Source organism: Novosphingobium sp. KN65.2 (assembly GCF_001368935.1).
In the GTDB taxonomy this organism is placed as follows: domain Bacteria; phylum Pseudomonadota; class Alphaproteobacteria; order Sphingomonadales; family Sphingomonadaceae; genus Novosphingobium; species Novosphingobium mathurense.
Window position 1 is genome coordinate 24,700 of the sequence record NZ_CCBH010000133.1, and the last position, 24,183, is coordinate 48,882.

A 24,183-nucleotide genomic window follows, 5' to 3' on the forward strand; every position below is an offset into this window, starting at 1 on the left:
GCTAGGCCCGCTGTTGTTTGACGATCTCAGCTGTGCGCTGCCCGGTCGCGACGATCTCGGCGACACGCGCGCCGCCATTCGCGGTAACAATGCGAACATGCCCTTGAGATTCGAGGTTCTGGAGCCGATAACGAGCCGCGTGGCGGTCCGAGAGGCCAGCGTAATCGGCTAATAATTCAAAGCTCGGAAGCGGCAGGCCCTCATCGATCAGCTGCATCAAGGCATCCAAGAGTTGCCGATCGAGTCCCTGCGGCAGTGACGGATCGCGAGATCTCGCTGCTCGGTCGTCTGACTTCGCTAATTTTCTGATGAAGTATCGGTATCCATTGCCCTCACGCTTCTGGAAAAGAAACGCCTCTCCACGCTCATAGAGCTTCCGAGCAAGCTTGGCGGTAACAGCCTCCGCACCGAGGGCTGGACCGAATGCATACCATCGCTCATCACCGTGCCGCGCCTTGCGGTGCCATGCCTCGAGATCCTGCGGATCATCATAAGTTGTGAGCGGGCCAATGCGATAACGTGCGCCGTCCCGTGCGATGCCCCCCATAGCCACCCTCATTTTCCTCCGTTGGCAACTGCACGAAGACGCGCGAGCGCCTCGATCGTCTCATCGATCTGGCGCACGATCGCGTTGCGTTCATGGGATTCGATCACCCCATCGCGTGTCGCCTCGCGAACCTCAGCCGCGATGTCTCCGAATTCCGCGCTGGCATCGATCAGCGCCAGCGACAGCCCGTCTTCACCGTGCCCCACGTCGGGCAGGCGAATGCAGACATGGCCGAGCTCCGCAGACAGAGCCGAAAGGATTGACGCCTTCTTCCCTTGGGCAATGCACACCTCGTCCAGCGCGATAGCGCAGTCGATCGGCGGGAAGGCGTCGTGGTTCAGGTTGTTCCAGTCACCGGCAACCGAACGCTTGCGCCCGGCCGTGGCGCCGGCGCCGTCAACGCCGCCGCAGCTGTGAATTGCTTCGCGTACCCCGCGTTTGATGCGAGCCAGCGACGGTGTCATGCCGCACCCGTTTTTGCGCCGGACAACTGATCCGGCTTTCCGGTGGACTGGGCATCAACCGTTACGCCAATATCCTTCGCAGATTTACGGCGCGGCTTTGGAGGGAAGTCACTCTTGTCCATTCCAAATCCGAGCTTGCTGGCAACCGCGAGAACAGGATCCTGCCACCAACGGGGAATGTGGTTCGCAGTACGCCAACTCGACACGGTTGAAGGCGTGAGATCGAGTTCACTGGCGACATTGACCGTGCCGCCGCACCCATCGATGATCTGGTCGCTTGTCATCATGCCCGCACTGTTACGGAAAACGTAATGTCATGGCAAGCTCAATTACGAAATCCGTGATAGACCCCTGCCAGCGACTGCCGCATCAAGCCGATGTGCTTACGAAATCCGAACTTCTGAAGCGGGTCGATGAGGCGGCGAAAAGTCGCGCCGAGATCGCGCGCGTTCTAAACGTAGCGCCCGCCAGAATAACGGAGATGTTCAAGGGTGACCGCGACTTGTCGTTCGATGAGGCGCGCAAGCTTATTGATCACTTTCAGATCGCCGATGGCGAGACGTCGCTCATCACACCCACCCCACCGAGTCTCGAAGATTTGGCCGCCGAGCACGGGATCGCGCTGATTGAAGAGGTGGATGTCGCATTTGGCCTCGGTGGCACATACCTTGAAGGCGAGCCTGAGGTTTTGGGCCTCGTACCTTTCAAGGCTGATTGGCTCCACGACCTATTCCGAGGATCACTGACGCACTTGAAAGTTGTGCGCGGCAAGGGCGACTCGATGCAGCCGACCATCATGGATGGTGATATTGTGCTCATCGACACGGCTCACCGTAGAATTGATGAGCAAGATCGGATTTGGGCTGTCGCCTATGGCGATATCGGAATGGTGAAGCGTGTGAGAATTACTTCGCGCAGCAGCGTTATGCTCATGTCAGACAATCAAGTTGTTTCACCGATTGAAGCAGTTGATGATGAAATGCAGGTTCTGGGGCGAGTAATATGGATTGGAAGGCGTATTTAATCCCTCAGATCATTGCTGCGTTTCTCATTCAACCTAACGCAGCGCATGCTCGTGAATCTTATGAAATCCGCACACCATCTGGTGCCGCAGAAGCTATTTTTCGGAATACCGAAGCCAGAGCGGCGCAAGCAAAGGTAGCGTCAGCATGCCTAGACAGAGGCTGGCCCGTAACTAGCAACACCGAAGGAATGGTGATCTGCAACCATTCCAATATCGACGCAACGACCGTTTTACTAGCTCCGAGAAGCGCTTCATTCCAGGGAATCGCGCGTTTCGTGATCGTGCCAATCGGCAATGACGTACGCGTTCAGTCGAGTGATGACATCGAAGTAACCAACGCGTTTGGTCAAACGAAGACTTACGCTGGAACAGTACACGACGAGGCTCAAGATCTTTTGATCGCTGCCGGCGGCACGTTTCCCCAAGGAACCAAGTTTGAAGGCAATGACCTGGGCATTTCAGGACATTTCTACGGCTATCGTTTCATCGTTACCGATGTCGCGCCAGACGGCGCTGGCGAAATTGGCGGCATTCGCGAAGGCGACAAAATCCGAAAGATCGACGGCCATAGCTTCGACGATCTTTGGTGGTTCCGGCACAAAGTGAACGCCATTGCCCACGGAAATTCAATCCACTTCGACGTCATCAGAGGCAAAGAACGGCTGAAAATTGACGTTCTGGCAAAGCCGAAGCTGATTGCAGATTAGCGTAATTACGAATTTCGTATTGACCTGATATTACGAATACCGTAACACCCGTCTCCGGCAGGCACGCCGCCTGCTTGGAGGCACCATGCTCAGCATCCCGACAGAATTCCCGCAGGCAGGCAGCTTCGGCTTTCTGGATGACCGCGACCATCTCGGCCGCGATGTCGTCGAGCAAGTTCGCATCCTGCGACACAATGGCGACGGCAATGCCCTTGTCGCCCTGACCGGCCGTCGTTTCCCCGGAGAGATCGCCAGCGGTAACCGCACGGTGCCGCTGGCGTCCCTTCGCGCAACCGAACGCCCCGAACCCATCAAGCCCGCGGGTCGCAAGCGGAGCCGCCGCCGGTGAGCGCGCATAACGCCGCCGGCGGCCCGACTGTCATTGGTGTGGATCTGGCAACCCGCGACGACATAATTGCCTGTCTGGTATGGAATGGTCGTCAGTGGATGGAGATCTTCGGTCCGTTCGACTGTCGTAGTGCTCTAAGCCAGCCCGCCATCCTTCGAGAACTCGAGGGCAGCCTCGGCCGACTGGGCCAGCGCCAGAAGCCAATGCGCATTGATGCTGAGCAAAATTTCCCCGCCACTTCCTTCTGTAGCGATTCTGAGCATGGCGTTGCCGGACTTATCGAAGGGCATGAGAAGGACATTCGAAACCTTCGGAATTCGATCAAAGTCGTCGAGCAAGTCGGCACCGACATTGACGAGGGCAGTTCCGACCCGAATTGCATCTTCGGCGCCGAGAACGATCATCCGATCACGCCCGCCAGCGGGGATGCGCAACACGACGTTCCCATCATCTCTTCGAGCGACCATGCAGTCGTCTGCGCTTACAAAACCCATTCCATTTCTCCTTCGGATAGCCGCTTTGATCCGAAGGTAGCCGAAGCCGATGGGGGCGCAACGCCCTCATCGGTGGAGGGTCCGGCCGATGACTGAGCCCCTTTCCGCTATCGCAACCCGCGTCTGGCTCGACCGCAGCGCCATTGCCGACGAGTACGTCACCGCCGGCAAGTGGTCCCGCGAGGATGCTGATAAGCGGCTGCGCCCGTGGGTGGCGATCTGCCTGCTTGCTGGCGCTTCGCTCGACGCCATGCCCGCCGATGTTGCCGCAGAGGTTGAGGCCCTGCGCCACCCCATCGTATTTATCGCAGGCAAGGGGGCGCCAGTCGAACGCGATCACGTCCTGCCGGAAGATGTCGCGCGCGTCGATGTCGCCAACGACTGGTGCGCACCGCTGCGCTGGTCCCGCGATCTGGGCGAAGCGACCAACCGTGCTGCCGATCGGCACACCGCAAATCCCAGTGAGGCCGCCTTGGCCGCATGGCGAGATCTCGCCGCCATTTCCCGCGCCCTCGATGTCACCGTGCCATGGCGGGAACGTCCGTCGGCGATCGAGGTCGCCAATCCTGAAAGGATCGCCGCATGAAGATCCCGAAGATCCCGCATTCGCTGCCGACTTGGCTCGTCTTCACCTTCGTCGTGGTCGGCGGCATCCTCCTGCTGTCTGCCTGCACGTCAACGACATGGGTAGGCATATGATCTCGGTTCGCCATCTGACCGGCCTGATCGTGGCCGAGCCGCGCGAGAGCGATCCGTCGCTGATCGGGCAATGGGGCGACCTCCTGCGAGACGCACCGCACGCTGACCTGCGTGAACTCGGCTGCCTGGTCTGCATGGCCCCCGTCTTCGCCCTGATCTTCGCAGCTGCGTGGTGGATGCTGCCCGCATGAAGCCGGAGCACATGATCGACGCAGAACGCCTGCGCATCCACGGCCCGATCCTGCCGATGGAACTGAACCCCAAAGCCGGCCCTTCGCCCGATTTCCCCTCGAAGGGCCGCACCCGGATCACCGTCGCCGCACTCGCCCTGTGTGCGGCGGCGGTGATCCACTTCCTCTATCGGAGTTTCTGACGATGGCCGTGATCATCGAATCCGCAGTCCTCTCCCGCGCCCTGAAATCCGCTGCTGCGATCGTTGAAGGCGCGAACACGATCCCGGTCCTCGCCAACGTCAGGTTAGAGGCGATCGGCGCGAAGCTGGAGATCGTCACCAGCAATCTGGAGATCGAGTTCCGCCAGCTCCTGCCGCTCGTGAGCGGCGAAGGCCTCGCAACCACCGTCGATGCCCGCAAGTTCGCCGCCATTACCGGCGCGGTCGAAAGCGGCGCCCAGATCGCGCTTGAAGAGAAGGATGGCCGGCTGACGGTCAAGTCCGGTCGCAGCCGCTGGGTCTTGCCGGTCATTCCCGTCTCGCAGTTCCCGGATCTGCCGTTCGAAGCCGAGGCAGATGGCATCGACATGCCCGGCAAGGATCTCGCCAGCGTCATAGCGCGCACGGCTTGGTCGACCAGCGTAGAGGCAGCCAAGTATTACATCGCGGGCATCTTCTTCAATGAAGAGGGCGGAAGGCTGCGTGTCGCCAGCACCAACGGCTTCACGCTATTCGTCCTCGATACCGCTACGGCATGGCCCAAGGCTGCGCCTGACGTGATCGTTCCCACGAAGTATGCCCGGTTACTGGAACGCCTCGCGGGAGAGGCAAGCCGCGTCGACCTGCTCTGGGATGACAAGAAGATCCGCGCGACGATCGGCGATGTCACGCTCACCGGAAAGCTGATCGAAGGCATCTTCCCTGACTATCGGCGCATCATTCCCAAGGCTGGCGATGCCCCGCTGGTCACCGACCCGGAAAGCCTGCGCAAAGCCCTGCGCCGCATCGAGTTGGTCGGCACTGAGAAGTCGCGCGCGATCGTCTTCGAACCCGGCAAGGGCCTGATCGACCTGCGCATGTCGGATTACGGCAGCGCCAGCGAGGCCAGCGAGCAGGTCCCGGCCGACTGCGAGGGCGGTAACCGCACTGGCTTCAACGTCGCGTTCCTTGCGGGCGCGCTTGAAGCGGTCGGCGGGGAAACCGTCGAGATCCACCAGGAGGATCCAGGCAGCATCGCCCTGATCCGCCGCACCGTGCCCGATGGCGCGATCTGCGGTGTGATGCCGATGTCCGTTTGAGGGAGGCAAAAAATGCGCGTTGACGATGAAATGATGTTCGATCTGGTCAAGGCCATTCATGCCGATGATCTCGCCAAAGCAAAGGAAACCTTGGACCTTATGCGCGCGACTGCGCACGAAGACCTGGCCGATCTGATCATCCGCGCGCGCCTCACGGTGCATCCGCTGCCGAAGCCGGAACCGCTTTCGAAAGCAATCCCGCTGCCCGCGCCCGGCGTCGACGCCAACGCCCATTTCGGCGGGATCGCCAAGTACCGGAAGAGCCGGGCCGCATGATCCCGAACCCGTCCCCAGAAACGATCGACAGTGTCATCGGCATCGTCGCGCTGTTCACCGGCCCGCGCCGGATCGATCTACGCGCCTCGCTCAGGGATGATCTTGGGCTCGATGACATCGACCGCATGGCCATCGGCGTCGAGCTTTCCGAAGCCTTCGGCAGCGACGTGCGGGACAAGGAAATCGAGGACTGGGACACCATTGAGGACATCGCTCGCACCGTCGAGGCGATGAACAGGAGTAAGGCCGCATGAGCGAACGCACACCCACTCTCGACCACCCAGCAAGGGCCCTGCTTGCCGCCAAGGCAGCGACGCTGGCCACCGTGGAGCTATTGCGTTTCCAGCGCGAAGGCTTCGCCGGGAACTTCCCGTTCGATGATCCGGAACCCGTCGCGCAGCTGGCGATCGCGCTGCTGCAGACCGCCCGGATCGAGCGCGCACTGTTCCCGCGTGAGGCACTGGTGAACGATCCCGTCCCATCGGCGCAATACGTCAGCGCCCTCGACCAGCTCGCCGCCGCATGCGCCAAGTTCCTCGAGGATGAGTGCCGGATCTCCACCGCCGACGAAGCGAGGGCAGCATGAAGAACAAGCTCACCGATCTCAATGACCACCTGTTCATGCAGCTGGAGCGCTTGGGCGACGAGGACATGGACGCCGACAAGATCGAGCAGGAAGCCAAGCGCGCCGACGCAATGGTCCAGGTCGCAGACCAGATCATCCGCAACGCCGACTTGCAACTCAAAGCCGCAAATCTGATCGCCAACCATGGCGACCGTTTCCGGCCCATGCTCCCCATGATCGGAAAGCCCGATGCCGAAGGGTAAGTTCATCTCCTACAGCGCCGCCGAAATGGCGTGGCTTGAGGCGAACCGGGCGATGGTCATCAGCGACTATCACCGCGCGTTCATCGCCGAGTTCGGCCGCGAGGACGTCAGCGCCGGCCATCTGCACGCACTTCGCAAGCGGAAGGGCTGGAAGACTGGCCGCACCGGGCATTTCGCCAAAGGGCAGGAGCCGATGAACAAGGGCAAGAAGTGTGCTCCTGGCACTGGCGGGCTGCACCCGAACGCGCGTCGCACGCAGTTCAAAAAGGGCGAACGCCAGGGCGTCGCGGTCAAGCTTTACAAGCCAGTCGGTGCAGAACGCCTGAGCAAGAGCGGCTATCGCGAGCGCAAGATCCACGATGGCATGCCGCTGCAATCGCGTTGGCGCGCCGTACACCTGATCGAATGGGAAGCCGCCAACGGCCCTATTCCGGAAGGCTATTGTCTCAAGTGCCTGGGCGACAAGCTCAACACCGATCCGAGCAATTGGGAGCTGATCCCGCGGGCGCTTCTGCCGCGCCTGGCTGGCGGAAATCGCTACCGGCATGTGCTGGCCTATGACGATGCTCCCGACGAGCTCAAGCCAGCAGTCCTCGCGGTGGCGAAGGTCGAGCACGCGGCGCGGGAGGCTCGTAAGTCATGAGCGACAAGATCCTCCACATCCTGCAGCACAGCCTGGGCGTCGACCAGTTCGGGCGAGGCGAGCAGTATCGCAACCACTTCGTCACCGGCGAAGGGTCGATTGATCACCCGATCTGCATGGAAGCCGTGGGCCTTGGCCTGATGGTGATCCGGCGCGCCAAATACGAGTTGTATGGCGGCGATGATGTGTTCGCTGTGACGCCTGAAGGCAAGCTGTGGATGGCCATGAACAGCCCGGCACCGCCGAAGCTCACCCGCAGCCAGCGCCATTATCAACGTTACCTCGATGCTGATTGCGGAGAGACGTTCGGTGAATGGCTTCAGTTGCAGGAGCGGCGCAGAAAGGCGAACGCGGCATGAGGATTGCCGCGCACCACATCCCAGGCACACCGGAGAACAAGTTCTCCTCAATGCTCCACAGCAACCCGGCTTACACGCCGACATGCGCATGGCCCGAGGACTGCATGGTCCAGTGGGGCAATGGGCTGATTCCGGCGACGCCATTCTTCGAGGCGTTCCCCAAAGGCACGTTCATTCGCGGTGAGGGCGCGACTATCGCCGAGGCCGAGCTGCGGGCGTTCGAGCAGTATCAGCGCGACCTCGCTTGCGATCATGTCTGGGGCCGCCAGCGGCCTGGTCGGGATTGCTACACCAACGGCGCAGGATGGTGCCGAAAGTGCGGCGGGTTCCGGGGTAGCATGTTCCCAGAGATCAAACCGCTCGGATGGTGGCGTAAGCCGCTGACAGCTTGGGAAGTCGATTGGCTGCAATCCATGCAGGAGGACCATGAGCTCAACGAGGTCATGGATCGCAAATACCCGCACCATCGTGATGACAGCATCAAGCTGGAGCGCAGGCTGCGTCTCCGTTTCAACCTCTTCGGCGGGGAGTCTCGTCCTGCTTTGGAGAACTTCCATGTGTGATTGCGAAGTCCCGCAGGCGTTCTGCGAAACATGGCGCACCGCACGCAAGCAGCACCGCTGTTGCGAGTGCGCGGGATGGATCAATCCCGGCGACCGCTACAACTACGTTAGCGGGATCTGGGACAACCAGCCGGACAGCCACCGCACATGCGTGCAGTGCGTGCAGGTCCGCGACTGGATCGTCTCGCAGCTTACGGGCTGGGACTGCGGACCGTGCTTCACACAGCTTTACGAGGACATGCCCCGCGCAGACTGGCCGTCCCACATGGTCGAGGCGCGGGCGGCGCTGAGGGAAGAACTTGCGAGGAAGGCAGCATGAACCTGCGCATCCTCAAGAAGCTGTCGAAGCGGGCCGCGCCATATCTCGCCGCCTTGGGTGACCGGCGCGAGCAGTTCAGGGCCGAGCAGGGCGAAAACTACCACGGCCTGATTATCCGCGACCGGACGGACTGGGAGCGTTCTTGGTGCCACCCTTCGCATCACATTGGTTGGCACCGCGAAGGTGAGATGTACTGCGTCGAGGCGCGCAAGGGCTACCGCTACATGGTCCGGATGCCATCTCACCCGCTAAAGGGCACGATCATGGTCGGAGCAATGGAGGGCTATTACGAGCCCGAGTGGGACGAAGAGACGGCCTACGGCGCGCTTCGGACAATCGTAATCGACCGATTTACTTGCTGGGAGGCCATCTTCGCCGAGGATGATCGCCCATGCATGACCCGCGACCTTTCGACTGTAAGCAAGCTCTTTGCGGCTGCAGACGAGATGGTCGCTTATTCCCGGAGGCAGGCAGCATGAGCTCCCTCGACCGCCATAATCGCAACCTACGACCGATCCTCGCCCTGATCCTGACGGAGGATGGCAAGCTTGTGCCGGAAGCCGAGGCAATGGCCCTGCTCGAAACGGTGGTGACCGGAGTGATGAAGGCACACCGCCCTCACCCGCGCCACGCCGCGGAATATCTGGACCTTATGACGCTCAACGTGATCGAGCGCCTGATGGAACTGGGAAAGCAGGGCGAGTGAACGCGCCCGCCGCCATCCCTCTCGATCGCAGCGCACTGCCTGACTGGCCGCGCCTGATGCGCGAGACGATGGCGGCCGCCTATCTTGGCATCAGCAAGTCGATGCTCCGTGATCACGGTCCAGCCTCGAAGCACATTGGCCGTTGCGCCGTCTGGGATCGCCGCGATCTCGATCGCTGGGCCGATGCCCTGGGCACCAATGAGACGGACCCGCAGCCGCTTGACCATGCGCAGCGCGAGGCAGAAAGTGAATCGGTTGCCGATCGTGTCCGGAGACGCCTTGCAAATGGTCCGAACTGACCTTCCCTATTGCTACTGCAGCCGGAAGAAGCTGGCATCAGGCAAGTACAAGGAATACTGGCGCTTTCGCCGCGATGGACGCGACACGCCTCTGCCTGGCTCGCCGGGTGATCCCCACTTCCATGCCCGCTATGCAGAGCTGGTCCATGCCGCACAGGAAGCGGCTGACGCCGAGAGCGCCCGCCAGGCCGACCGCAACAGCTTCGAATTCCTCTGCAGCAGCTACCTCAACAGCGCAGAGTTCAACGCGCTCGCTGATGTCACGCAGAAGGACTACCGGTTCACGATCGAGCAGCGCCTGATCCCCATCCTCGGCCCCGAGCGCTTCGACTGCATCGACCGCGCCAGCGTGAAAGCCGTGCGCGACAGTCTCGCCTCGCAGCCCCGCACCGCACACAAGATCAAGCAGATGGTCGGGAGGCTTTACAGCTGGGCGGAAGAAGAGGATCTCCTGCCGGCCGACTTCCGCAATCCGGCCACCGGCATCCGCAAGCTGAAATCCAAGGTTGTGCCGATCCAGGTATGGTCGGCCGAAGAGATCGCGCACTTCCTCGCGAACTGCGAACCCTTCATGAAGACGCCGGTCCTACTCGCGCTCTATACCGGCCAGCGCCGCGAAGATCTGGTGCAGATGGAATGGAACGATGTCATGGGCAACGTCGTTCGCGTCCGCCAGAACAAGACTGGTGAGCCGCTCGATCTCCCGTGCCACCCCGAGCTGGCCAAGCACCTGAAGAAGATCCGCACCCCCTTCGGCGGCGCCATCATCCGCACCCAGGACGGCAAGCCGATGAACGCCGGCATGCTGTCATCGGCCATGAACCGTGCGGTGGCAAAGATCGACGGGATGCCGCACCGGACTCTCCACGGACTTCGATATGCAAGTGCGGCACAATTGGAAGCAGCTGGATGCACCGTTGTCCAGATCACCAGCGTGATCGGTCACCGGACCTACCAGATGGCGATCAAGTACGCCCGTCAGCGTAGAGACGCCGAGGCAGCGATGCGCAAACTTGAAGCGAGTGCGTGAGGTGCCAGTCCTTGCCCTGATCGGCGATGATTTAAATCTCTAAAAGAAAATCATCGGTGAGTTTTAATTACGGAGGGCTGCACTACTACGTGCACTCGCCTGTCCCTTCGCTTCTGAGCAGAGACCCACTCAAATTCTACTAGAGTAATCGCCTCACCCAATCGGCTCTCTGATTTGACGTGCTCAACCGCCAGATGCACCTTACTTAATTTCCGGAACCTATTGCGCTGCCCGATAGGGATGCGTGGCGCGACAGCTTTGAAATCACCATCGTGTGTTAGTAGAATAGCATCGCTATCTTGAGCTGCTTTGGCGACGATTGGATCTGGCGTATCCGTAGGAAGGACATCACGCAGCCGAATAACCGTATGCCCACGCCCTTCCAAAAGTTTGCAAGCAGATTCCGGCACGCAATGGTCCGCGAAGAACTTCAATGATGGCTGCTCGCTCAGGCTGCGTCCTTCATGTTCCGCCGGATCGAACCAACATCAAACTTGGTAAGCGTAGGATATTCCACGAGGATAGCTTCATCCGAGTAGCCAGCCCTGATGAAACTCTCGACCGCTGAAACCGGAATTCTCGTACCCGCCAAAACCGGCGCATTGTGGGCAACAAATCTATGCCGCTCAACAACGCCAAGTTGATCTTGCTTCCTCTCCCGCAGACCGTCCGCTTTTCGCGCCACTTCCTCTGCGATCGTGGGCAATTCGATATGTCGGCCAAGATATTGCCCATGCCGATCGCGCGGAAGTGTATCAAGATCCCACACTACCTTCCGCTTCCACACGGCTAGCTGCGCCTCTGACCATGGCCGCTTCACCCGCTTAGCGAGCTCTGGGTAAGTCTTACGCAGTTCTGCGAGAGAGATATGATGGGTATCGGTTAAGATCGCCAGTGTGCGTAAGCCGACAAGATCGTTGAAGGAATACGCCCTGCTGTAAGGGTTCCCCCTGTCTTCCTCATCAGCATACTCAGGGGAAAAGAACCCTTCCCGGTCCCATCGAGTAAGTCGCGCCATCGACAGTCCCGTGACCCGAGAAGCATGCTCGACGCTAAAGGCAGCAAGGACAGTGCGCTCATTATGCGTCATGTTCTGGCCTCCCTTTCTGCGCACGCTCCTATAGCCGGCGATATGCCGACACAACCAGATTTGTAAACTCATCCAGATGGATAGTTTCTTAATGCCAAATATGTATCTTAAAATCAGCTCGTTAGAAGAGGACATCGGCACTCGAAGCTCGTAGTCCTTCATAATTTTAATGCGGCTCGATCAAGGGAGGCCGAGCTCTGTGGCGCTGTGATCGTGTTCTGAACGACACAAGCCACAGCGAGGGCCAACGCAAGAAATTTGGGCCCAAACACCTTGCTCCGCCAACATCCCTTGACCGACAGCAATGCGCGTGCCAAAGGCGCGCTCCGCGATCGAAACACCATGCGATTGCGGAACGAAGCGGATCGAAAGTGCGGAACGCCCGCGAATTTCGCTCTAAGTCGTTGATAAGGCCCGATGGCGGAGTGGTGACGCAGCGGACTGCAAATCCGTATACGCCGGTTCGATTCCGGCTCGGGCCTCCATCTCATTTTCTCAGAACTTCTGAGTGTGTTCGAAAGTGGTTCTTCTGCACCTCTATCTGCCGGCAGAACCCGCGGTGGCCGCAGGCGTTCTTCGATTGACGAGCATCGACCGGCCCTTGGGGCATCTGTCGAGCATAAGGCGAAGTGCCCCCTTGTACGATTTGTCACTTCCTCTGGAACGAACGTTCGAATTACCTGTCGCGTGAGCTTTCATGCCGAAGGAATGCCTCCACCGGGACGATCCGCACGATGCCCCCGAAACGGATGAAATACGCAGCCAAGGCAGAACAGACCGGGAGACCGTAATGGGGATACTGCACACCAAGCGCATTCTTGCCGTCGCTGCCTCGCCATGCGCGCTGGCCTTCGCAGCACCCGCCCACGCAACCTGTTCGGACCTGACGGACCTCGCTATCCGGGGTGGCAGGATCACCAGCGCCGGGATCGTCGCCAAAGGGGGCTTCGAACCACCTGCCGACTCGGGTCCGCCGCCCGGCGTTACCGCAGCGGCCTATTCGGGCGTACCCGCCTTCTGCCGGGTGCGCATGACGCTGACACCCTCTTCGGATTCGGACATCAAAAGCGAGGTCTGGCTGCCGCTCGATGGCTGGAACGGCAGATATGCCGGGGTCGGCAATGGCATTTGGGCCGGCTCGATCAGCTTCGCCGAACTGGGGCGCAATGTTGCGCGCAACTACGCTACAGCCGCCACCGACACGGGCCATACCGGCAATGGCATGACGGCCGAATGGGCCGTGGATCACCCGGAAAAGCTGGTCGATTTCGGCTATCGAGCCATACATGTGACGACCGTCGCGGCAAAACAGGTGATCGAAGCGTTCTACGGCCGCGCGCCTCAGCTCTCCTTGTGGAACGCCTGCTCCACCGGCGGCAGGCAGGGCCTCATGGCAGCGCATCGCTATCCGGAGGATTTCGACGCGATCAGCGCCATGGCTCCGGCCAATCCGATGACAGACCTGATGACCCAGAGCATGTGGCAAGGCTGGCAGCCGCAGCGCTTCAGGGTGCGGATCACGCCCGCCGAACTGGGCCTGGTCCACGCCGCGGCGGTCGCACAATGCGATGGGCTTGATGGCGTCAAGGATGGGCTGATCGGCCGACCGCAACAATGCAGCTTCACCCCTGCCAGCCTGCAATGCAAACCCGGGCAGGAGAAAGGTTGCCTGAGCGCAGGCCAGGTTTCCGCCATTCGCAACATGTATGACGGGGTGCGCGCCACGGACGGTACGCAGTTGCTGCCCGGATGGCCCATCGGATCCGAAATGCAGATGGCCGCGCTGGTCATGGGCGCGGAGCCTTTCCCTGTTGCGATGAGCTATTTCCGCGACCTCGTCTATCGCGGCAGGGATCGTTGGGACTGGCGGGCGTCAGACTATCGCAGCCTGACGAACGACGCGCGCCAGTTCGGCGCGAGGATGCTCAACGTGCCTTCGGACGGGCTCGGCCCGTTCTTCGCGCGTGGCGGCAAGCTGCTTCTGAGCCATGGCTGGACCGATGGCTTGATCCCTGCAACCAATACGCTGCGCTTCTATCGGGACCTCTATGCAGCGCTCCCGCGAGAGACAGCGCAGAAGCAGCTGCGCCTGTTCATGGCGCCCGGCATGGATCACTGCTCGGGCGGCGAAGGGCCGAGCGAGTTCGACACGCTCGGCACGATCGATGAATGGGCGGCTACGGGCCATGCCCCCGATCGCATCACCGCCACGCGCCCGACGCAATTGGTGCCCTTCCCCGGACAGCCGCCCAACCCGCCGCGCGCGCCAATGGAACGGCCGCTCTGTGCTTATCCATGGGTTGCGCACTATGACGGCGACGGCGATCCAATGGCTGCGAAAAGCTATTCCTGCGGCTTGCCCGACGATCTGTGAAGCAGCGCAACGATAAGTGAACGTACTGCCTCATGGCCATTGCGGCCGCTTGGGGCGAACGAACGGCATGACGCCCCCTTTCCCGTTCTAGACCATCCCAAGTGTCGCCGTGACCCTGCAGCACGGTCATCCCCAATGAGCGGCCGACCGATCCACCCGAACCTGCCCCTTGTCCGCGCGGCCGCGCCGGGAGGCCGTCCAAGCGGACACTTTCGGTATTGATCGGGCTCATTATTCATGATAGCGGGAATAAATAATTCATTCACCAAAGAATAAATGGTGGAAAGCAGAGGGGAGAGTGGGATGAACGTCTTTCATCGTAGCGTATCTGCACTTGCGATTTGCGCGACCATGGTGCTGCCACAGATTGCTGTCGCTCAGGACAGCGATGCACAGACCCGCCTTGGAGGTCTGGAAGAAATCGTGGTCACTGCCCAACGCGTCAGCCAGAGCGCGCAAAAGGCGCCCTTGCCGGTCGATGTGGTGACGAGCGCGGATCTTCGTCAGCAGATCGTGACCCGGGCGGAAGACCTGTCGCGCACATCCCCGGCGCTCGCCACCGTCGGCGGCGCAGGCGGCACCACCACTTTCTACCTGCGCGGCGTCGGCAACAACACGGTGAACGCCTATTCGGACCCCGCCATCGCGTTCAACTATGACGGTGTCTATATCGGCCGACCCAGTTCGACATCCGGCATGTTCTACGATCTCGCGCGCGTCGAAGTGCTCAAGGGGCCGCAGGGCACGCTTTACGGGCGCAATGCGACAGGCGGCGCGATTAACGTGATCCCGAACAGGCCGCGCCTCGATGAGTTCGGCGTTGACGCCACGGTCGGCTATGGCAACTACAACTGGTGGACCGCGCAAGCTGCGCTCAATGTCCCGGCAGGCGACTCGGTCGCCATGCGCTTAGCGGGTACGCTGTCGCGGCACGATGCGTTCATGAGCGACGGCACCGGCAACCAGCGCGAATACGGTGCGCGCTTCCAGATCTACGCCGAACCCGCCCCGCAACTGGATCTGCGCATTGCCGCCGACTACGCCCATCAGGGCGGCGCCAGCTCCTCGAGCTATTATTTCGGCTCGGTAGATCCGACCTTCGGCCCGAGCGGCTTTGCCGGCTACGATTACAAGCGATCCGGTTTCTCGTCCCTGCAGGGCCTCGGTGATCCGGCATCCCAGGATTACCTGGCCTCACGCTACATCACGCAAGTCGGTCGCGCAGGTGCGGCGAGCGATGGCAACCCATCGAACGATAACGATTACTGGGGCGTGACCGCCGAACTGAACTACAAGACCGATATCGGCACCCTGACGATCCAGCCCGCCTGGCGCGAAGCGCACATCGATTACCGGTTCGCCAACATATTCCGCGAAGCCGGTTCGAAGGAGGACGATCGGCAGGCAAGCATCGAGGCGCGCTGGGCGGGCCAGGCCGGTTCCCAGATCGACTATCTGCTTGGCGGCATGTATTTCGATGAGAAGATCGGCGCCACGGCCTACTATAACCAGTGGACGCTTTCGCCTTTCCAGGAGTTCGACACGCACACCAAATCCTGGGCGGGTTTCGGCAAGTTCACCTTCCGGCCCATCGAAAGGCTGAGCCTGACGGCGGCGGGACGCTATACGTCCGATCGCAAGTCCTTCGATGGCGTCTCGAACGTCTATATCCTGTTCTGCGGCAACCCGGCATTGCGTAATAGCTGCCCGACGCTGCCCTTCATGCCGCTCGCGACCAATGGTGCGGACGTCGAGAGCTTCTATGGCGCGGCAGGGATCCCGGTCACGTCAGTCCCGCTCTTTGTGCTGCCCGATGCCTTCGGCGGCTCGCAAACGGCGCCTTTCGTTCTGCGCTCGCCCATCGTCATCAATTCGTCGCTGAAGAACAACAAGTTCACCTACCGCCTTGCGGCGCAGTACGATTTCTCGCCCAGCAACATGGTCTATGCCAGCTTCGAAACCGGCTACCATGCCGGCGGCTTCTCGTTCGCCCGGGGGCTGGACAGCTATCAGCCCGAAACGCTGGACGCCTATACACTGGGCTCGAAGAACCGCTTCCTTGGCAATCGCCTGCAACTGAATGTCGAAGCCTTCCTCTGGAAGTATCGCAACCAGCAGTTCAGCCAATTCGGATACGATCTGGGCGATCCGCCGTCGACGGTGCTGCTGACCCGGAACATCGGCACCAGTACGATCAAGGGCGTCGATCTCGATGTCGAATTCCAGGCAACGCCCGATACGCTGCTTTCCGGTAGCATTCAGTATCTGGACACGAAATACGACAGCTTCGTCTATTACGCGCCGAACCAGGGCCTGCCGCCCAAGACAGCCTGCGGCTACAGCCCAACAACCCAAACCACGCCCGGCGGCTCGGTTGTCAACGTGTTCGAGATCGATTGCTCGGGACGGCAGGCCTTCAATGCACCGAAGTGGTCCTTCACGGTCAACGGCGAACAGACCGTGCCGCTTGGCGACCTCAAGCTCGTGCTGCAGGCCGGAACGCGCTACCGCAGTTCCACCTACTTCAGTGCCGATTATCTGCCTTTCCTCAAGAGCAAGAGCAATTTCGTCACCACGCTGTCCGCAACCCTGGCCCAGGCGAGCGATCGTTGGTCGATCACGGCTTACGCATTCAATGTCACGGACAGCCGGCGCCTGGCGAACGCGGTCATCAACAGCGCCAACCTCTATGTGGCCGATGCCGAACAACCTCGGACTTACGGGTTGCGCGCCAGCTTCCACTACTGAGGGCAACCCGTCCTGAGAGGACTGAAATGACAGCATCAGTTAACGATCTCCAGTATGTCGCGCTTGCCGTGCCCGATCTCGCGGCAGAGCGGACTTTTTTCAGCAATACCTGGGGCCTCGAGGAAGTCGCCGAGGTGGATGGCATGGTCTATCTCGCGACTGCCGCCTCCCCTCATCCCTATGTGATCCGACTGCGGCAGGACGATGAGAAGAAGACCGACCTGATCGGATTCACTGCCAACAGCAGCGCCGATGTCGACGCTTTGTTCGCGCAAGTGAAGGCGTCGGGCGCAAAGATCATTGCCGAGCCCGGTCCGGCCACCGGTCCAGGCGGCGGTTACGCCTTCCGCTTCTTCGATCCCGATGGCCGCGCGGTGGAGATCATCGCGGATACTATTCCGCGCGCCATCCGAACAGTCGAAGAACATGAGGCGATCCCGCTGCAGATCAGCCATGTCGTCCTTCACTCACCCCAGCATGGCGAACTGGAACGCTGGTATCGCGAAGTCGTGGGCTTCCGCCTGACGGACTGGCTGGGTGACTTCATGGTCTTCCTGCGCTGCAATCCGGCCCATCATCGCCTCGCGATCCTGCCTGGTCCGCCCGCGCTCAACCACATCGCCTTCGATGTCGCGTCCATCGACGCGCTGATGAAGGGGCTCGGACGCATGACAAAGGCCGGTGTCCATCTCCAATGGGGGCCGGGACGGCACACCGCCGGCAACAACACCTTCAGCTATTACTCGACGCCGAACGACAACACGGTCGAATATACTTCCGATCTCGAAACGGTGGACGAGGAAAGCTGGCAACCCACCGTTTACAAACCGGGCATCGAGGTCATGGACCAGTGGGGCACCGGGCGCATCATCCCGGGCAATCGCCCGCATGCGGAAATGGCGCCGGACAAGGGCCTGTGGCAGGTGCCGGCATGATTGCAACCGCACTGGTCATCGGCGGTGGCATTGGCGGCATGACGGCCGCGCTTGCGCTGGCACGCCGGGGGGTCGCGGTCGAACTGATCGACGCGGATCCGAACTGGCGGGTCTACGGTGCGGGCATCAGCGTCACCGGCCTGTCGCTGCGGGCTTTCGACGATCTGGGCATCCTGGATGACGTACGCCAGCGCGGACACGTCGGAGCCGGGATGCGCGGACGCGCGCCGGACGGCACGGTCCTGTTCGAGTCACCGGTGCCGGAAAACCCGGCACCGATCCAGTCGGGGGGCGGGATCATGAGGCCGGTACTGCATGACATCCTGTCCGCGCGGGTACGGGAGGCGGGCATTGCGGTGCGCCTGGGCGTGCGCGTGGATCGGCTCGAGGATGACGGCCTTGGCGTCGGCGTAGGCTTCGACGATGGCGCTGCGGGCCGATACGATCTGGTGATCGGCGCAGACGGCATCAACTCCCAGACGCGTCAGGCAGTCTTCCCCAAGGCCCCTGCGCCGCGCTTTACCGGGCAAGGATGCTGGCGCGCCATCGCGCCGCGCCCGGCGGGGTTCGACCGTGCGGAAATGTTCTTCGGCGGTCCGGTCAAGGTGGGCTTCAATCCGGTCTCCGACACGGACATGTACGTGTTCGTCCTTGAGCATGTTCCGGACAATCCCTGGTTCCCGGAAGATGCGCTCGTCGATCACCTGAAAGACCTGCTTGCCCCGTTCGGTAGCTACGTCGCCGAAGTGCGCGAGGGCCTTGGACCGCAGTCGCTGGTCAATTATCGTCCGCTCGAATGGCTGCTCCTCGAAGAGCCCTGGTACAAGGGTCGTATCGTGCTGATCGGCGATGCCGTCCATGCAACGACACCGCACATGGCATCGGGTGCGGGCATGGCAGTGGAAGACGGCCTAGTGCTCGCCGATGAACTGGCACGGCACGATGATATCGGGGCAGCGCTGGCAGCTTTCATGGCCCGGCGGATCGAACGCGCGCGGCTCGTCGTCGAAAACTCGGTGCGCATCGGCGAAATCGAGATGACCGGAGGGGATCAGGTCGAAGCCAACAGGATGCTGGGCGCCACCATGGCCCGGCTCCAGCAAGCCTACTAGGCGATCCCGGGAGAGTAAGATGAGCGACTATGGACTGGCGACACTGGCGCTGGACGGCAAGGCGCAGCCCGTCCTGGTCCGGGATGGCAAGGCCCTGCCACTCGTGCGACACGGCCTGAAGGACGATCTTCTGGCCCTTATCGACAACTGGGATGCGACCTGCGCGGCGATCGAACGGCTGGACGAAAGCGTCTGGGCCGATGCGGTTCGCTTCGACGAACGCGCCGCGCTCGCGCCCTACATTCCCCGGCAGGTATTCTGCGCCGGCGCCAATTACCGCAAGCACGTGATCGGCCTGATGATGGGCGACCCCTCGATGCGAACGGCAGAGCAGGAGAATATGACTCCCGAGGAGATAAGGGCCGATGCCGAAAAAGTGATGGACGCAAAGGCTGCGACCGCCACGCCCTTCTGTTTCATCAAGCTGCCTTCGAGCGTGATCGGCCCGAATGACCCGGTGATCCTGCCCCACAATGTCCAGAAGCCGGACTGGGAGCTGGAACTGGGCGTGGTCATCGGCAAGCGCTGCCATCATGTGACGGCCGAAAGAGCCATGGACTACGTTGCCGGCTTTGCAGTGGTCAACGACATCACGGCGCGCGAACTCCTGTTCCGCCGTGATGGTTCGGCGATCGGACCGGATTGGCTATCGGGCAAGAGCTTCCCGACCTTTCTCCCCTTCGGTCCGCTGATCGTGCCGAAACAGGCGATCGCAAACCCGTACAATCTCGGCATCCGGCTGTCGGTGAACGGCAGAGTCTATCAGGACGAGAGCACGGCCGACATGATGATCAGCATCGAACGCCAGATCGCCTTCCTTTCCGAGCGGGTCGTGCTGCAGCCCGGCGACCTCCTCTGCACCGGCTCTCCCTATGGCAATGGCTCGGCCTTCGGGGTCTTCCTGCAGCCTGGCGACGTGATGGAAGGCAGCATCACCGGCCTTGGCAACCAGCGCAACCCCTGCGTTGCCGAAGAGATGCCGTGAGCGGGCCAAGCCACATGTCGCCTTCGTGCGACGCCCGGTTGGCTCAGGACTCGCGCCGACGCAACCCGTCCAGCAGAACACGCACGACAAACGCCTCGTAGCGCTTCTCCAGCTCTGCCAGGTCTTCCCCCTCGGGCGCCAGCATCTTCACCACGGATGCGCCGGAACGGAAGAAGTCGCTCATGCCGACAACCGCGAGATGGAGAAAGAGCGGATCGTATTCCGCCAGGGAATCACCGCCATCGCGCTGCCTGATCGCCTCGTACACGGATACCGGCCGCTTCTGCCATTCGCGCAGCTTCTGCTGGATCTCCGGGGATTTCGCCTCGCTCAGTTCCTCCGTCATCAGCCGCTGCATGTACTTGGCCGATCGCGTGAAGGCGAAGGCGGCGTGAATGAAGGCTTCCAGCTGGTCGATCGGGTCGATGTCGGCATCAATGGCGAGAACTTCGGGCGGATTGGCAAGCCGCTGTGCGACTTCGAACAACAGGGCCTCGCGATTGCCGAAATAATAGCGGATCAAAGCGGGATCGACGCCCGCCTCGCGTCCGACCGCAGCGATCGTGACCTGAGCGGGCGGCAGATCCTGCAACAACTTGCACGTAGCTACGATCAACGCATCGCGCCCTACGCCGTTCTTCGAGGCGATCGGTCGCCCCTGTCCGCGCTTCTTTGATTTCCCGGTCGTCATGCCGGGGACGCTAGACACAAATATTATTCTTGTGAACAGGAATTCAGGCGCTAGAGTCGGCGCAGGAGAAGGAGGCGACAGATGGCGAACTGGCCATTCACGCAAGGCGTACATGATATCGGCAACGGCGTTTACGGCTATGTTCAACCCGACGGCACCTGGGGCTGGTCCAACGCCGGCCTGATCGCATCGCAAGGCGAAACGCTGCTGGTCGACACATTGATGAGCCGGTCGCTCACGCGCGACATGCTGGATGATTTCGCCCGCGTTCCGGGCGGTCATCATATCGACAGACTGGTCAATACCCATGCCAACCCGGACCATTTCGTCGGCAACGGGCTCGTCGAAGGCGCAGAAATCATCGCTACGCGCGAAACGGCCAGCGAGATGGCAGATTTCAACCCGCAGCAATTCGCCAGCCTGCCCGACAACTGGGAAAAGATGGGTGATGCAGGCGCCTTTCTCTACGAGACGATGGGGCGCAAGTTCGACTGGACCGATCTGGACTCCGTTGCCATGCCGACGCGCACATTCGAGCATCGGCTGACATTGAACGTGGGCGACAAGCAGGTGGACCTGGTCGATCTCGGCCCGGCGCACACGGCCTCGGATACGATCCTTTGGCTTCCGGAGGATCGCGTGGTTTTCACCGGCGACTTGCTGTTCAACGAAGGCCACCCGATCATGTGGGAAGGTCCGGTGGAGAACTGGATCGCCGCCTGCGACCATATCATCGCGCTTGACCCGCAAGTGGTCGTGCCGGGTCATGGACCGATCACCGACAAGTCTGCGGTCGCCAGCCTGAAGGTCTATTTCGAATACGTTCGTGAAGAGACCCGCAAGCGCTATGAGGCGGGAATGGGTTGGAAGGAAGCCGCGCGCGACATCAATATGCGCGAATATCGCGGCTGGACCGATCCTGAACGGATCGTCGCCAATGTCTTTTCGCTCTACCGGCAATGGGGCGTCGAGATGCCGCCCGAGGATGCGCGCGACCTGTTCGGCGAGATGGGGCGCTACAGCCGTGAATTGGCGGCGCATGCTGACGGCTGTGGTCATGACCATTGACCTGAACGAAACGCACGATCCCGCGCGTCGATCCTGGTTCGCCTCTGCCAATTGCGAAGATACCGATTTCCCGATTCAGAATCTGCCGTTTGGCCTTTTTCGTTCCGCCGGGCGGACAAGAGGCGGCGTCGCGCTGGGCGATGCGATCATCGACCTCAATGCTCTGCTCGATGGTGGCCTGATAGATGGTCCGGCGTCGAGCGCAGCGCGCGCGGCATCGGGGGAAACGCTCGCGCCGCTACTGACCTGCGAACCCAAGGCAGTCAGCGTCCTGCGCGCCCGCCTTTCCGACCTGTTCCGTCAGGACGGCGGCGGCGATCCGAACGTGCTGCAGAACACGCTTGTGCCCATGGCCGAGGCAGAACTGCTGCTGCCGCTCAAGCCGAAGGCCTTCACCGACTTCTGCACTTCGATCGACCACATCGTCCGCATGGGCGGCACCCCGCCCAAGCTCGCGGCAATGAGCCTGCCGGTCGCCTACAACGGGCGTGCCAGTTCAGTCGCAGTCAGCGGGACACCGGTCGTGCGCCCCTGCGGCCAGTACGAATTGCCTTCGGGCAGCGGTGCCGTCAGCTTCGGCCCCGAACCGATGCTCGATTTCGAACTGGAATTCGGCGCATGGCTGCGGGCAGGCAACGCCCTCGGGGAACCGATGGGCATGGCCGATGCGCACACGTCCCTATTCGGCTGCTGTCTCGTCAATGACTGGTCAGCGCGCGGAATCCAGTTCTTCGAGTCCATCCTCGGCCCCCATCTGGGAAAGTCCTTCGTCACCACCATCAGCCCCTGGATCGTGACCATGGAAGCCCTGGCCCCCTTTCGCGTGGCCGCTCGCGGACGCGCCGAAACGGAAGCGCCTGTCCCCGCCCACCTGCTCTCTCCGACCGATCAGGCACGGGGCGCAATCTGCGTCGAACTCACCGCCGAACTGACCAATGAGGCGGGCGCTTCGCAGCAAATCGTGCGCAGCAATCTGCGCGACCTGTTCTGGACGCTCGCCCAGATGGTCGCGCATCAAGGGTCGAATGGCGCACCGCTGGAACCGGGCGATCTTATCGCCACGGGCACCGTATCAGGCCCGGACGATGAGGCCCGCGCCTGCCTTGCCGAAATCACCCTGCGCGGCGGAGCACCGATCCGCCTGCCCGACGGCAGCGAACGCACGATGCTGGAAGATGGCGACACGCTGACCTTGCGCGGCCGCGCCATGGCCGAAGGCTTCGTCCCCATCGGATTCGGCCCGTGCGCGGGTACCATTCATCCAGCACGGAGTTTCACATGACCCTTTTTACTTGCGGCGAGCGCAAGCCGATTCCCGTGCAGGCGCGGGGCAAGCACCTGGTCGTCGACATTCATTGTCATCTCGGCATTCCAGCTGCGGACGCCATAGTCCAGGCGAAGTACCCGGGACCTCCACCCGGCATCAACGATTTCACCAGCGCCAAGACCGCCGAAGTCAACCGGGCCCAGTTCGCCAGCATTGGGCGCACTCTCAACACCCTGGACACCCGCCTCGCGGACATGGACCGTCTGGGCATCGACGTGCAGGCCATCTCGCCCAGCCCGGGTCAGTACTTCTACTTTACCGACGCCGAAACCGGCCGTGATGCAGCTCGCGCCGTCAATGACGGGATGGCGCAGGCGGTGGCACAGCATCCCGACCGGTTCGTCGGCATGGGCTCGGTGCCGCTGCAGAATGTCGAGATGGCCGTCGCGGAAATGCGGCGCTGCGTAAAGGATCTGGACCTGCGTGGGATCGAGATCAGCACGAACGTGAACGGAATGGATTTCCATGCCGAAGCGCTGCGCCCCTTCTGGGCCGCAGCCGAGGAACTGGGTGTGCTCATCTTCATCCATCCGCTCGGCTTCACGCACGCGCAGCGGATGAGCGAATATTACTTCAATAACCTGATCGGCAACCCTCTCGAATCCACTCTGGCGATCGGCCACATGATCTTCGGCGGCGTTCTTGATCGTTATCCGGGCCTGCGCATCTGCGTGGCCCATGGGGGCGGCTATATCCCGGGCTATTGGGGGCGCATGGACCATGGCTGGCGCGCGCGCGGCGATTGCAGCGAGCATTGCCAGCATCCGCCCTCAAGCTATCTGCGCAAACTCTGGCTCGACACACTGGTGTTCGACCACGACGAACTCGACAGCCTCGTGCGCACCCATGGAGCGGACAGGCTGTGCCTTGGCACCGATTATCCCTTCGACATGTCCGAACCCGATCCCGTGGGGTTTCATGCAAGGCTCGACGCGGCCGACCAGGCCAGGATCCTCGGCCTCAATGCCGCTGCCTTGCTGGGCCTGGAGGTAGCGCCAGCGCAAATCTGACGCACGAACGGACGGTAGAGCCATCATCATGGCGCTGGCTCTCCTCTCCTTCGTGAACACCCTCGG

34 protein-coding genes and 1 tRNA gene are annotated in these 24,183 nt (G+C 61.6%); 29 read left to right on the plus strand and 6 right to left on the minus strand.

The annotated features are described in order from the left end of the window. Position 1 precedes the first annotated feature (1 nt). The 3 genes from SPHV1_RS05220 to SPHV1_RS05230 are packed head-to-tail and all read right to left on the minus strand — an operon-like array spanning position 2 to position 1,298. Positions 2-547: a hypothetical protein gene (locus SPHV1_RS05220; protein ID WP_156367255.1), complete on the minus strand. Its 546-nt coding sequence runs from the start codon at positions 545-547 to the stop codon at positions 2-4. Between the two features lie 8 nt (positions 548-555). Beyond that, positions 556-1,011 carry a phage regulatory CII family protein gene (locus tag SPHV1_RS05225; RefSeq protein WP_054944986.1) on the minus strand — a complete coding sequence of 152 codons (456 nt, stop codon included), beginning with the start codon at positions 1,009-1,011 and terminating at the stop codon, positions 556-558. Next, on the minus strand, positions 1,008-1,298 hold the full coding sequence (locus SPHV1_RS05230; RefSeq protein WP_054944987.1) for a carph-isopro domain-containing protein: 291 nt from the start codon (positions 1,296-1,298) through the stop codon (positions 1,008-1,010). The genes SPHV1_RS05225 and SPHV1_RS05230 overlap by 4 nt, the downstream gene beginning before the upstream one ends. Positions 1,299-1,327: 29 nt before the next feature. Here SPHV1_RS05230 and SPHV1_RS05235 point away from each other — a divergent pair, with 29 nt between their 5' ends. The 20 genes from SPHV1_RS05235 (at position 1,328) to SPHV1_RS05330 (ending at position 10,777) form a co-directional block, all read left to right on the plus strand. After that, complete coding sequence (locus SPHV1_RS05235; protein ID WP_054944988.1) at positions 1,328-2,035, plus strand: S24 family peptidase; 708 nt, start codon at positions 1,328-1,330, stop codon at positions 2,033-2,035. After that, the gene (locus tag SPHV1_RS05240; RefSeq protein ID WP_082430842.1) at positions 2,014-2,742 is read left to right on the plus strand and encodes a PDZ domain-containing protein; all 729 of its coding nucleotides are present in this window, start codon (positions 2,014-2,016) and stop codon (positions 2,740-2,742) included. Before SPHV1_RS05235 ends, SPHV1_RS05240 begins: the two co-directional genes overlap by 22 nt. 85 nt (positions 2,743-2,827) lie before the next feature. Then, positions 2,828-3,091, plus strand: coding sequence for a hypothetical protein (locus tag SPHV1_RS05245; RefSeq protein ID WP_054944990.1), 264 nt, complete (start codon positions 2,828-2,830; stop codon positions 3,089-3,091). Next, the gene (locus tag SPHV1_RS05250) at positions 3,088-3,681 is read left to right on the plus strand and encodes a hypothetical protein (protein WP_156367256.1); all 594 of its coding nucleotides are present in this window, start codon (positions 3,088-3,090) and stop codon (positions 3,679-3,681) included. The genes SPHV1_RS05245 and SPHV1_RS05250 overlap by 4 nt, the downstream gene beginning before the upstream one ends. Beyond that, on the plus strand, positions 3,674-4,171 hold the full coding sequence (locus SPHV1_RS05255; protein ID WP_054944992.1) for a hypothetical protein: 498 nt from the start codon (positions 3,674-3,676) through the stop codon (positions 4,169-4,171). Before SPHV1_RS05250 ends, SPHV1_RS05255 begins: the two co-directional genes overlap by 8 nt. A 109-nt stretch (positions 4,172-4,280) precedes the next feature. After that, entirely contained in the window at positions 4,281-4,475 is a 195-nt protein-coding gene (locus SPHV1_RS05260; RefSeq protein ID WP_054944993.1) for a hypothetical protein, read from the plus strand. Continuing rightward, positions 4,472-4,657 (plus strand): hypothetical protein, encoded by a 186-nt coding sequence (locus SPHV1_RS05265; RefSeq protein WP_197277650.1) that lies wholly within the window; start codon positions 4,472-4,474, stop codon positions 4,655-4,657. Before SPHV1_RS05260 ends, SPHV1_RS05265 begins: the two co-directional genes overlap by 4 nt. Positions 4,658-4,659: 2 nt before the next feature. Then, entirely contained in the window at positions 4,660-5,754 is a 1,095-nt protein-coding gene (gene dnaN / locus SPHV1_RS05270; RefSeq protein ID WP_054944995.1) for a DNA polymerase III subunit beta, read from the plus strand. 33 nt (positions 5,755-5,787) lie between these two features. Next, positions 5,788-6,030 carry a hypothetical protein gene (locus tag SPHV1_RS05275; RefSeq protein ID WP_156367258.1) on the plus strand — a complete coding sequence of 81 codons (243 nt, stop codon included), beginning with the start codon at positions 5,788-5,790 and terminating at the stop codon, positions 6,028-6,030. Beyond that, positions 6,027-6,284: an acyl carrier protein gene (locus SPHV1_RS05280; protein WP_054944997.1), complete on the plus strand. Its 258-nt coding sequence runs from the start codon at positions 6,027-6,029 to the stop codon at positions 6,282-6,284. The genes SPHV1_RS05275 and SPHV1_RS05280 overlap by 4 nt, the downstream gene beginning before the upstream one ends. Continuing rightward, positions 6,281-6,616, plus strand: coding sequence for a hypothetical protein (locus tag SPHV1_RS05285; protein ID WP_054944998.1), 336 nt, complete (start codon positions 6,281-6,283; stop codon positions 6,614-6,616). Before SPHV1_RS05280 ends, SPHV1_RS05285 begins: the two co-directional genes overlap by 4 nt. Next, on the plus strand, positions 6,613-6,858 hold the full coding sequence (locus SPHV1_RS05290) for a hypothetical protein (protein ID WP_054944999.1): 246 nt from the start codon (positions 6,613-6,615) through the stop codon (positions 6,856-6,858). The genes SPHV1_RS05285 and SPHV1_RS05290 overlap by 4 nt, the downstream gene beginning before the upstream one ends. Before the next feature lie 52 nt (positions 6,859-6,910). Then, positions 6,911-7,501, plus strand: a complete 591-nt coding sequence (locus SPHV1_RS05295; RefSeq protein ID WP_231634531.1) for an HNH endonuclease — start codon at positions 6,911-6,913, stop codon at positions 7,499-7,501. Beyond that, the gene (locus SPHV1_RS05300) at positions 7,498-7,860 is read left to right on the plus strand and encodes a hypothetical protein (protein WP_054945001.1); all 363 of its coding nucleotides are present in this window, start codon (positions 7,498-7,500) and stop codon (positions 7,858-7,860) included. Before SPHV1_RS05295 ends, SPHV1_RS05300 begins: the two co-directional genes overlap by 4 nt. Further along, the gene (locus tag SPHV1_RS05305) at positions 7,857-8,423 is read left to right on the plus strand and encodes a hypothetical protein (RefSeq protein ID WP_054945002.1); all 567 of its coding nucleotides are present in this window, start codon (positions 7,857-7,859) and stop codon (positions 8,421-8,423) included. Before SPHV1_RS05300 ends, SPHV1_RS05305 begins: the two co-directional genes overlap by 4 nt. Then, positions 8,416-8,742, plus strand: a complete 327-nt coding sequence (locus SPHV1_RS05310) for a hypothetical protein (RefSeq protein WP_054945003.1) — start codon at positions 8,416-8,418, stop codon at positions 8,740-8,742. Before SPHV1_RS05305 ends, SPHV1_RS05310 begins: the two co-directional genes overlap by 8 nt. Further along, the gene (locus SPHV1_RS05315) at positions 8,739-9,221 is read left to right on the plus strand and encodes a hypothetical protein (protein ID WP_054945004.1); all 483 of its coding nucleotides are present in this window, start codon (positions 8,739-8,741) and stop codon (positions 9,219-9,221) included. Before SPHV1_RS05310 ends, SPHV1_RS05315 begins: the two co-directional genes overlap by 4 nt. Then, a complete protein-coding gene (locus tag SPHV1_RS05320) occupies positions 9,218-9,448 on the plus strand; it encodes a hypothetical protein (protein WP_054945005.1) in 231 nt (76 codons plus the stop codon). The genes SPHV1_RS05315 and SPHV1_RS05320 overlap by 4 nt, the downstream gene beginning before the upstream one ends. Next, positions 9,445-9,747, plus strand: coding sequence for an AlpA family transcriptional regulator (locus SPHV1_RS24880; RefSeq protein ID WP_054945006.1), 303 nt, complete (start codon positions 9,445-9,447; stop codon positions 9,745-9,747). The genes SPHV1_RS05320 and SPHV1_RS24880 overlap by 4 nt, the downstream gene beginning before the upstream one ends. Next, on the plus strand, positions 9,734-10,777 hold the full coding sequence (locus SPHV1_RS05330; protein ID WP_054945007.1) for a tyrosine-type recombinase/integrase: 1,044 nt from the start codon (positions 9,734-9,736) through the stop codon (positions 10,775-10,777). The genes SPHV1_RS24880 and SPHV1_RS05330 overlap by 14 nt, the downstream gene beginning before the upstream one ends. Before the next feature lie 50 nt (positions 10,778-10,827). Here the strand turns inward: SPHV1_RS05330 and SPHV1_RS26120 are convergent, their stop codons facing one another. Beyond that, positions 10,828-11,211 carry a DUF5615 family PIN-like protein gene (locus tag SPHV1_RS26120; RefSeq protein WP_197277651.1) on the minus strand — a complete coding sequence of 128 codons (384 nt, stop codon included), beginning with the start codon at positions 11,209-11,211 and terminating at the stop codon, positions 10,828-10,830. A gap of 14 nt (positions 11,212-11,225) precedes the next feature. Beyond that, positions 11,226-12,029: a DUF433 domain-containing protein gene (locus SPHV1_RS05335; RefSeq protein ID WP_054945008.1), complete on the minus strand. Its 804-nt coding sequence runs from the start codon at positions 12,027-12,029 to the stop codon at positions 11,226-11,228. Between the two features lie 249 nt (positions 12,030-12,278). On the opposite strand from SPHV1_RS05335, the gene SPHV1_RS05340 reads away from it, so the two are divergent. The 6 genes from SPHV1_RS05340 to SPHV1_RS05365 all read left to right on the plus strand — a co-directional run bounded on the left by SPHV1_RS05340 (position 12,279) and on the right by SPHV1_RS05365 (position 20,021). Beyond that, positions 12,279-12,352: transfer RNA gene (locus tag SPHV1_RS05340), tRNA-Cys, on the plus strand. A 305-nt stretch (positions 12,353-12,657) separates the two neighbouring features. Continuing rightward, the gene (locus tag SPHV1_RS05345) at positions 12,658-14,241 is read left to right on the plus strand and encodes a tannase/feruloyl esterase family alpha/beta hydrolase (protein WP_054945025.1); all 1,584 of its coding nucleotides are present in this window, start codon (positions 12,658-12,660) and stop codon (positions 14,239-14,241) included. A gap of 303 nt (positions 14,242-14,544) precedes the next feature. Next, entirely contained in the window at positions 14,545-16,989 is a 2,445-nt protein-coding gene (locus SPHV1_RS05350; RefSeq protein WP_054945009.1) for a TonB-dependent receptor, read from the plus strand. 26 nt (positions 16,990-17,015) lie between these two features. Beyond that, positions 17,016-17,924 carry a VOC family protein gene (locus SPHV1_RS05355; protein ID WP_054945010.1) on the plus strand — a complete coding sequence of 303 codons (909 nt, stop codon included), beginning with the start codon at positions 17,016-17,018 and terminating at the stop codon, positions 17,922-17,924. Then, positions 17,921-19,036, plus strand: coding sequence for an FAD-dependent oxidoreductase (locus SPHV1_RS05360; protein WP_054945026.1), 1,116 nt, complete (start codon positions 17,921-17,923; stop codon positions 19,034-19,036). Before SPHV1_RS05355 ends, SPHV1_RS05360 begins: the two co-directional genes overlap by 4 nt. Positions 19,037-19,055: 19 nt before the next feature. After that, positions 19,056-20,021 carry a fumarylacetoacetate hydrolase family protein gene (locus tag SPHV1_RS05365; protein WP_054945011.1) on the plus strand — a complete coding sequence of 322 codons (966 nt, stop codon included), beginning with the start codon at positions 19,056-19,058 and terminating at the stop codon, positions 20,019-20,021. 43 nt (positions 20,022-20,064) lie between these two features. On the opposite strand, the gene SPHV1_RS05370 is transcribed toward SPHV1_RS05365, so the two are convergent. Next, the gene (locus SPHV1_RS05370; RefSeq protein ID WP_197277652.1) at positions 20,065-20,730 is read right to left on the minus strand and encodes a TetR/AcrR family transcriptional regulator; all 666 of its coding nucleotides are present in this window, start codon (positions 20,728-20,730) and stop codon (positions 20,065-20,067) included. Positions 20,731-20,793: 63 nt separating this feature from the next. On the opposite strand from SPHV1_RS05370, the gene SPHV1_RS05375 reads away from it, so the two are divergent. The 3 genes from SPHV1_RS05375 to SPHV1_RS05385 are packed head-to-tail and all read left to right on the plus strand — an operon-like array spanning position 20,794 to position 24,117. After that, positions 20,794-21,780, plus strand: a complete 987-nt coding sequence (locus tag SPHV1_RS05375; protein WP_054945013.1) for an MBL fold metallo-hydrolase — start codon at positions 20,794-20,796, stop codon at positions 21,778-21,780. Further along, positions 21,770-23,062 (plus strand): fumarylacetoacetate hydrolase family protein, encoded by a 1,293-nt coding sequence (locus SPHV1_RS05380; RefSeq protein ID WP_054945027.1) that lies wholly within the window; start codon positions 21,770-21,772, stop codon positions 23,060-23,062. Before SPHV1_RS05375 ends, SPHV1_RS05380 begins: the two co-directional genes overlap by 11 nt. After that, entirely contained in the window at positions 23,059-24,117 is a 1,059-nt protein-coding gene (locus tag SPHV1_RS05385) for an amidohydrolase family protein (protein WP_054945014.1), read from the plus strand. The genes SPHV1_RS05380 and SPHV1_RS05385 overlap by 4 nt, the downstream gene beginning before the upstream one ends. The last annotated feature ends 66 nt before the right edge of the window (positions 24,118-24,183 follow it).

What these genes read in the sequence shown, in the direction of transcription:
- SPHV1_RS05225 (WP_054944986.1), bottom strand. Translation starts at nt 1,011, where the DNA reads ATGACACCGTCGCTGGCTCGCATCAAACGCGGGGTACGCGAAGCAATT.
- SPHV1_RS05275 (WP_156367258.1), top strand. Translation starts at nt 5,788, where the DNA reads ATGTTCGATCTGGTCAAGGCCATTCATGCCGATGATCTCGCCAAAGCA.
- SPHV1_RS05305 (WP_054945002.1), top strand. Translation starts at nt 7,857, where the DNA reads ATGAGGATTGCCGCGCACCACATCCCAGGCACACCGGAGAACAAGTTC.
- SPHV1_RS05280 (WP_054944997.1), top strand. Translation starts at nt 6,027, where the DNA reads ATGATCCCGAACCCGTCCCCAGAAACGATCGACAGTGTCATCGGCATC.
- SPHV1_RS05360 (WP_054945026.1), top strand. Translation starts at nt 17,921, where the DNA reads ATGATTGCAACCGCACTGGTCATCGGCGGTGGCATTGGCGGCATGACG.
- SPHV1_RS05235 (WP_054944988.1), top strand. Translation starts at nt 1,328, where the DNA reads ATGGCAAGCTCAATTACGAAATCCGTGATAGACCCCTGCCAGCGACTG.
- SPHV1_RS05375 (WP_054945013.1), top strand. Translation starts at nt 20,794, where the DNA reads ATGGCGAACTGGCCATTCACGCAAGGCGTACATGATATCGGCAACGGC.
- SPHV1_RS05355 (WP_054945010.1), top strand. Translation starts at nt 17,016, where the DNA reads ATGACAGCATCAGTTAACGATCTCCAGTATGTCGCGCTTGCCGTGCCC.
- SPHV1_RS05320 (WP_054945005.1), top strand. Translation starts at nt 9,218, where the DNA reads ATGAGCTCCCTCGACCGCCATAATCGCAACCTACGACCGATCCTCGCC.
- SPHV1_RS05240 (WP_082430842.1), top strand. Translation starts at nt 2,014, where the DNA reads ATGGATTGGAAGGCGTATTTAATCCCTCAGATCATTGCTGCGTTTCTC.
- dnaN (WP_054944995.1), top strand. Translation starts at nt 4,660, where the DNA reads ATGGCCGTGATCATCGAATCCGCAGTCCTCTCCCGCGCCCTGAAATCC.
- SPHV1_RS05380 (WP_054945027.1), top strand. Translation starts at nt 21,770, where the DNA reads ATGACCATTGACCTGAACGAAACGCACGATCCCGCGCGTCGATCCTGG.
- SPHV1_RS05245 (WP_054944990.1), top strand. Translation starts at nt 2,828, where the DNA reads ATGCTCAGCATCCCGACAGAATTCCCGCAGGCAGGCAGCTTCGGCTTT.
- SPHV1_RS05285 (WP_054944998.1), top strand. Translation starts at nt 6,281, where the DNA reads ATGAGCGAACGCACACCCACTCTCGACCACCCAGCAAGGGCCCTGCTT.
- SPHV1_RS05310 (WP_054945003.1), top strand. Translation starts at nt 8,416, where the DNA reads ATGTGTGATTGCGAAGTCCCGCAGGCGTTCTGCGAAACATGGCGCACC.
- SPHV1_RS05265 (WP_197277650.1), top strand. Translation starts at nt 4,472, where the DNA reads ATGAAGCCGGAGCACATGATCGACGCAGAACGCCTGCGCATCCACGGC.
- SPHV1_RS05365 (WP_054945011.1), top strand. Translation starts at nt 19,056, where the DNA reads ATGAGCGACTATGGACTGGCGACACTGGCGCTGGACGGCAAGGCGCAG.
- SPHV1_RS05385 (WP_054945014.1), top strand. Translation starts at nt 23,059, where the DNA reads ATGACCCTTTTTACTTGCGGCGAGCGCAAGCCGATTCCCGTGCAGGCG.
- SPHV1_RS05295 (WP_231634531.1), top strand. Translation starts at nt 6,911, where the DNA reads ATGGTCATCAGCGACTATCACCGCGCGTTCATCGCCGAGTTCGGCCGC.
- SPHV1_RS05255 (WP_054944992.1), top strand. Translation starts at nt 3,674, where the DNA reads ATGACTGAGCCCCTTTCCGCTATCGCAACCCGCGTCTGGCTCGACCGC.
- SPHV1_RS05290 (WP_054944999.1), top strand. Translation starts at nt 6,613, where the DNA reads ATGAAGAACAAGCTCACCGATCTCAATGACCACCTGTTCATGCAGCTG.
- SPHV1_RS05315 (WP_054945004.1), top strand. Translation starts at nt 8,739, where the DNA reads ATGAACCTGCGCATCCTCAAGAAGCTGTCGAAGCGGGCCGCGCCATAT.
- SPHV1_RS05230 (WP_054944987.1), bottom strand. Translation starts at nt 1,298, where the DNA reads ATGATGACAAGCGACCAGATCATCGATGGGTGCGGCGGCACGGTCAAT.
- SPHV1_RS05260 (WP_054944993.1), top strand. Translation starts at nt 4,281, where the DNA reads ATGATCTCGGTTCGCCATCTGACCGGCCTGATCGTGGCCGAGCCGCGC.
- SPHV1_RS05345 (WP_054945025.1), top strand. Translation starts at nt 12,658, where the DNA reads ATGGGGATACTGCACACCAAGCGCATTCTTGCCGTCGCTGCCTCGCCA.
- SPHV1_RS05220 (WP_156367255.1), bottom strand. Translation starts at nt 547, where the DNA reads ATGGGGGGCATCGCACGGGACGGCGCACGTTATCGCATTGGCCCGCTC.
- SPHV1_RS05330 (WP_054945007.1), top strand. Translation starts at nt 9,734, where the DNA reads ATGGTCCGAACTGACCTTCCCTATTGCTACTGCAGCCGGAAGAAGCTG.
- SPHV1_RS05350 (WP_054945009.1), top strand. Translation starts at nt 14,545, where the DNA reads ATGAACGTCTTTCATCGTAGCGTATCTGCACTTGCGATTTGCGCGACC.
- SPHV1_RS05335 (WP_054945008.1), bottom strand. Translation starts at nt 12,029, where the DNA reads ATGAAGGACTACGAGCTTCGAGTGCCGATGTCCTCTTCTAACGAGCTG.
- SPHV1_RS05300 (WP_054945001.1), top strand. Translation starts at nt 7,498, where the DNA reads ATGAGCGACAAGATCCTCCACATCCTGCAGCACAGCCTGGGCGTCGAC.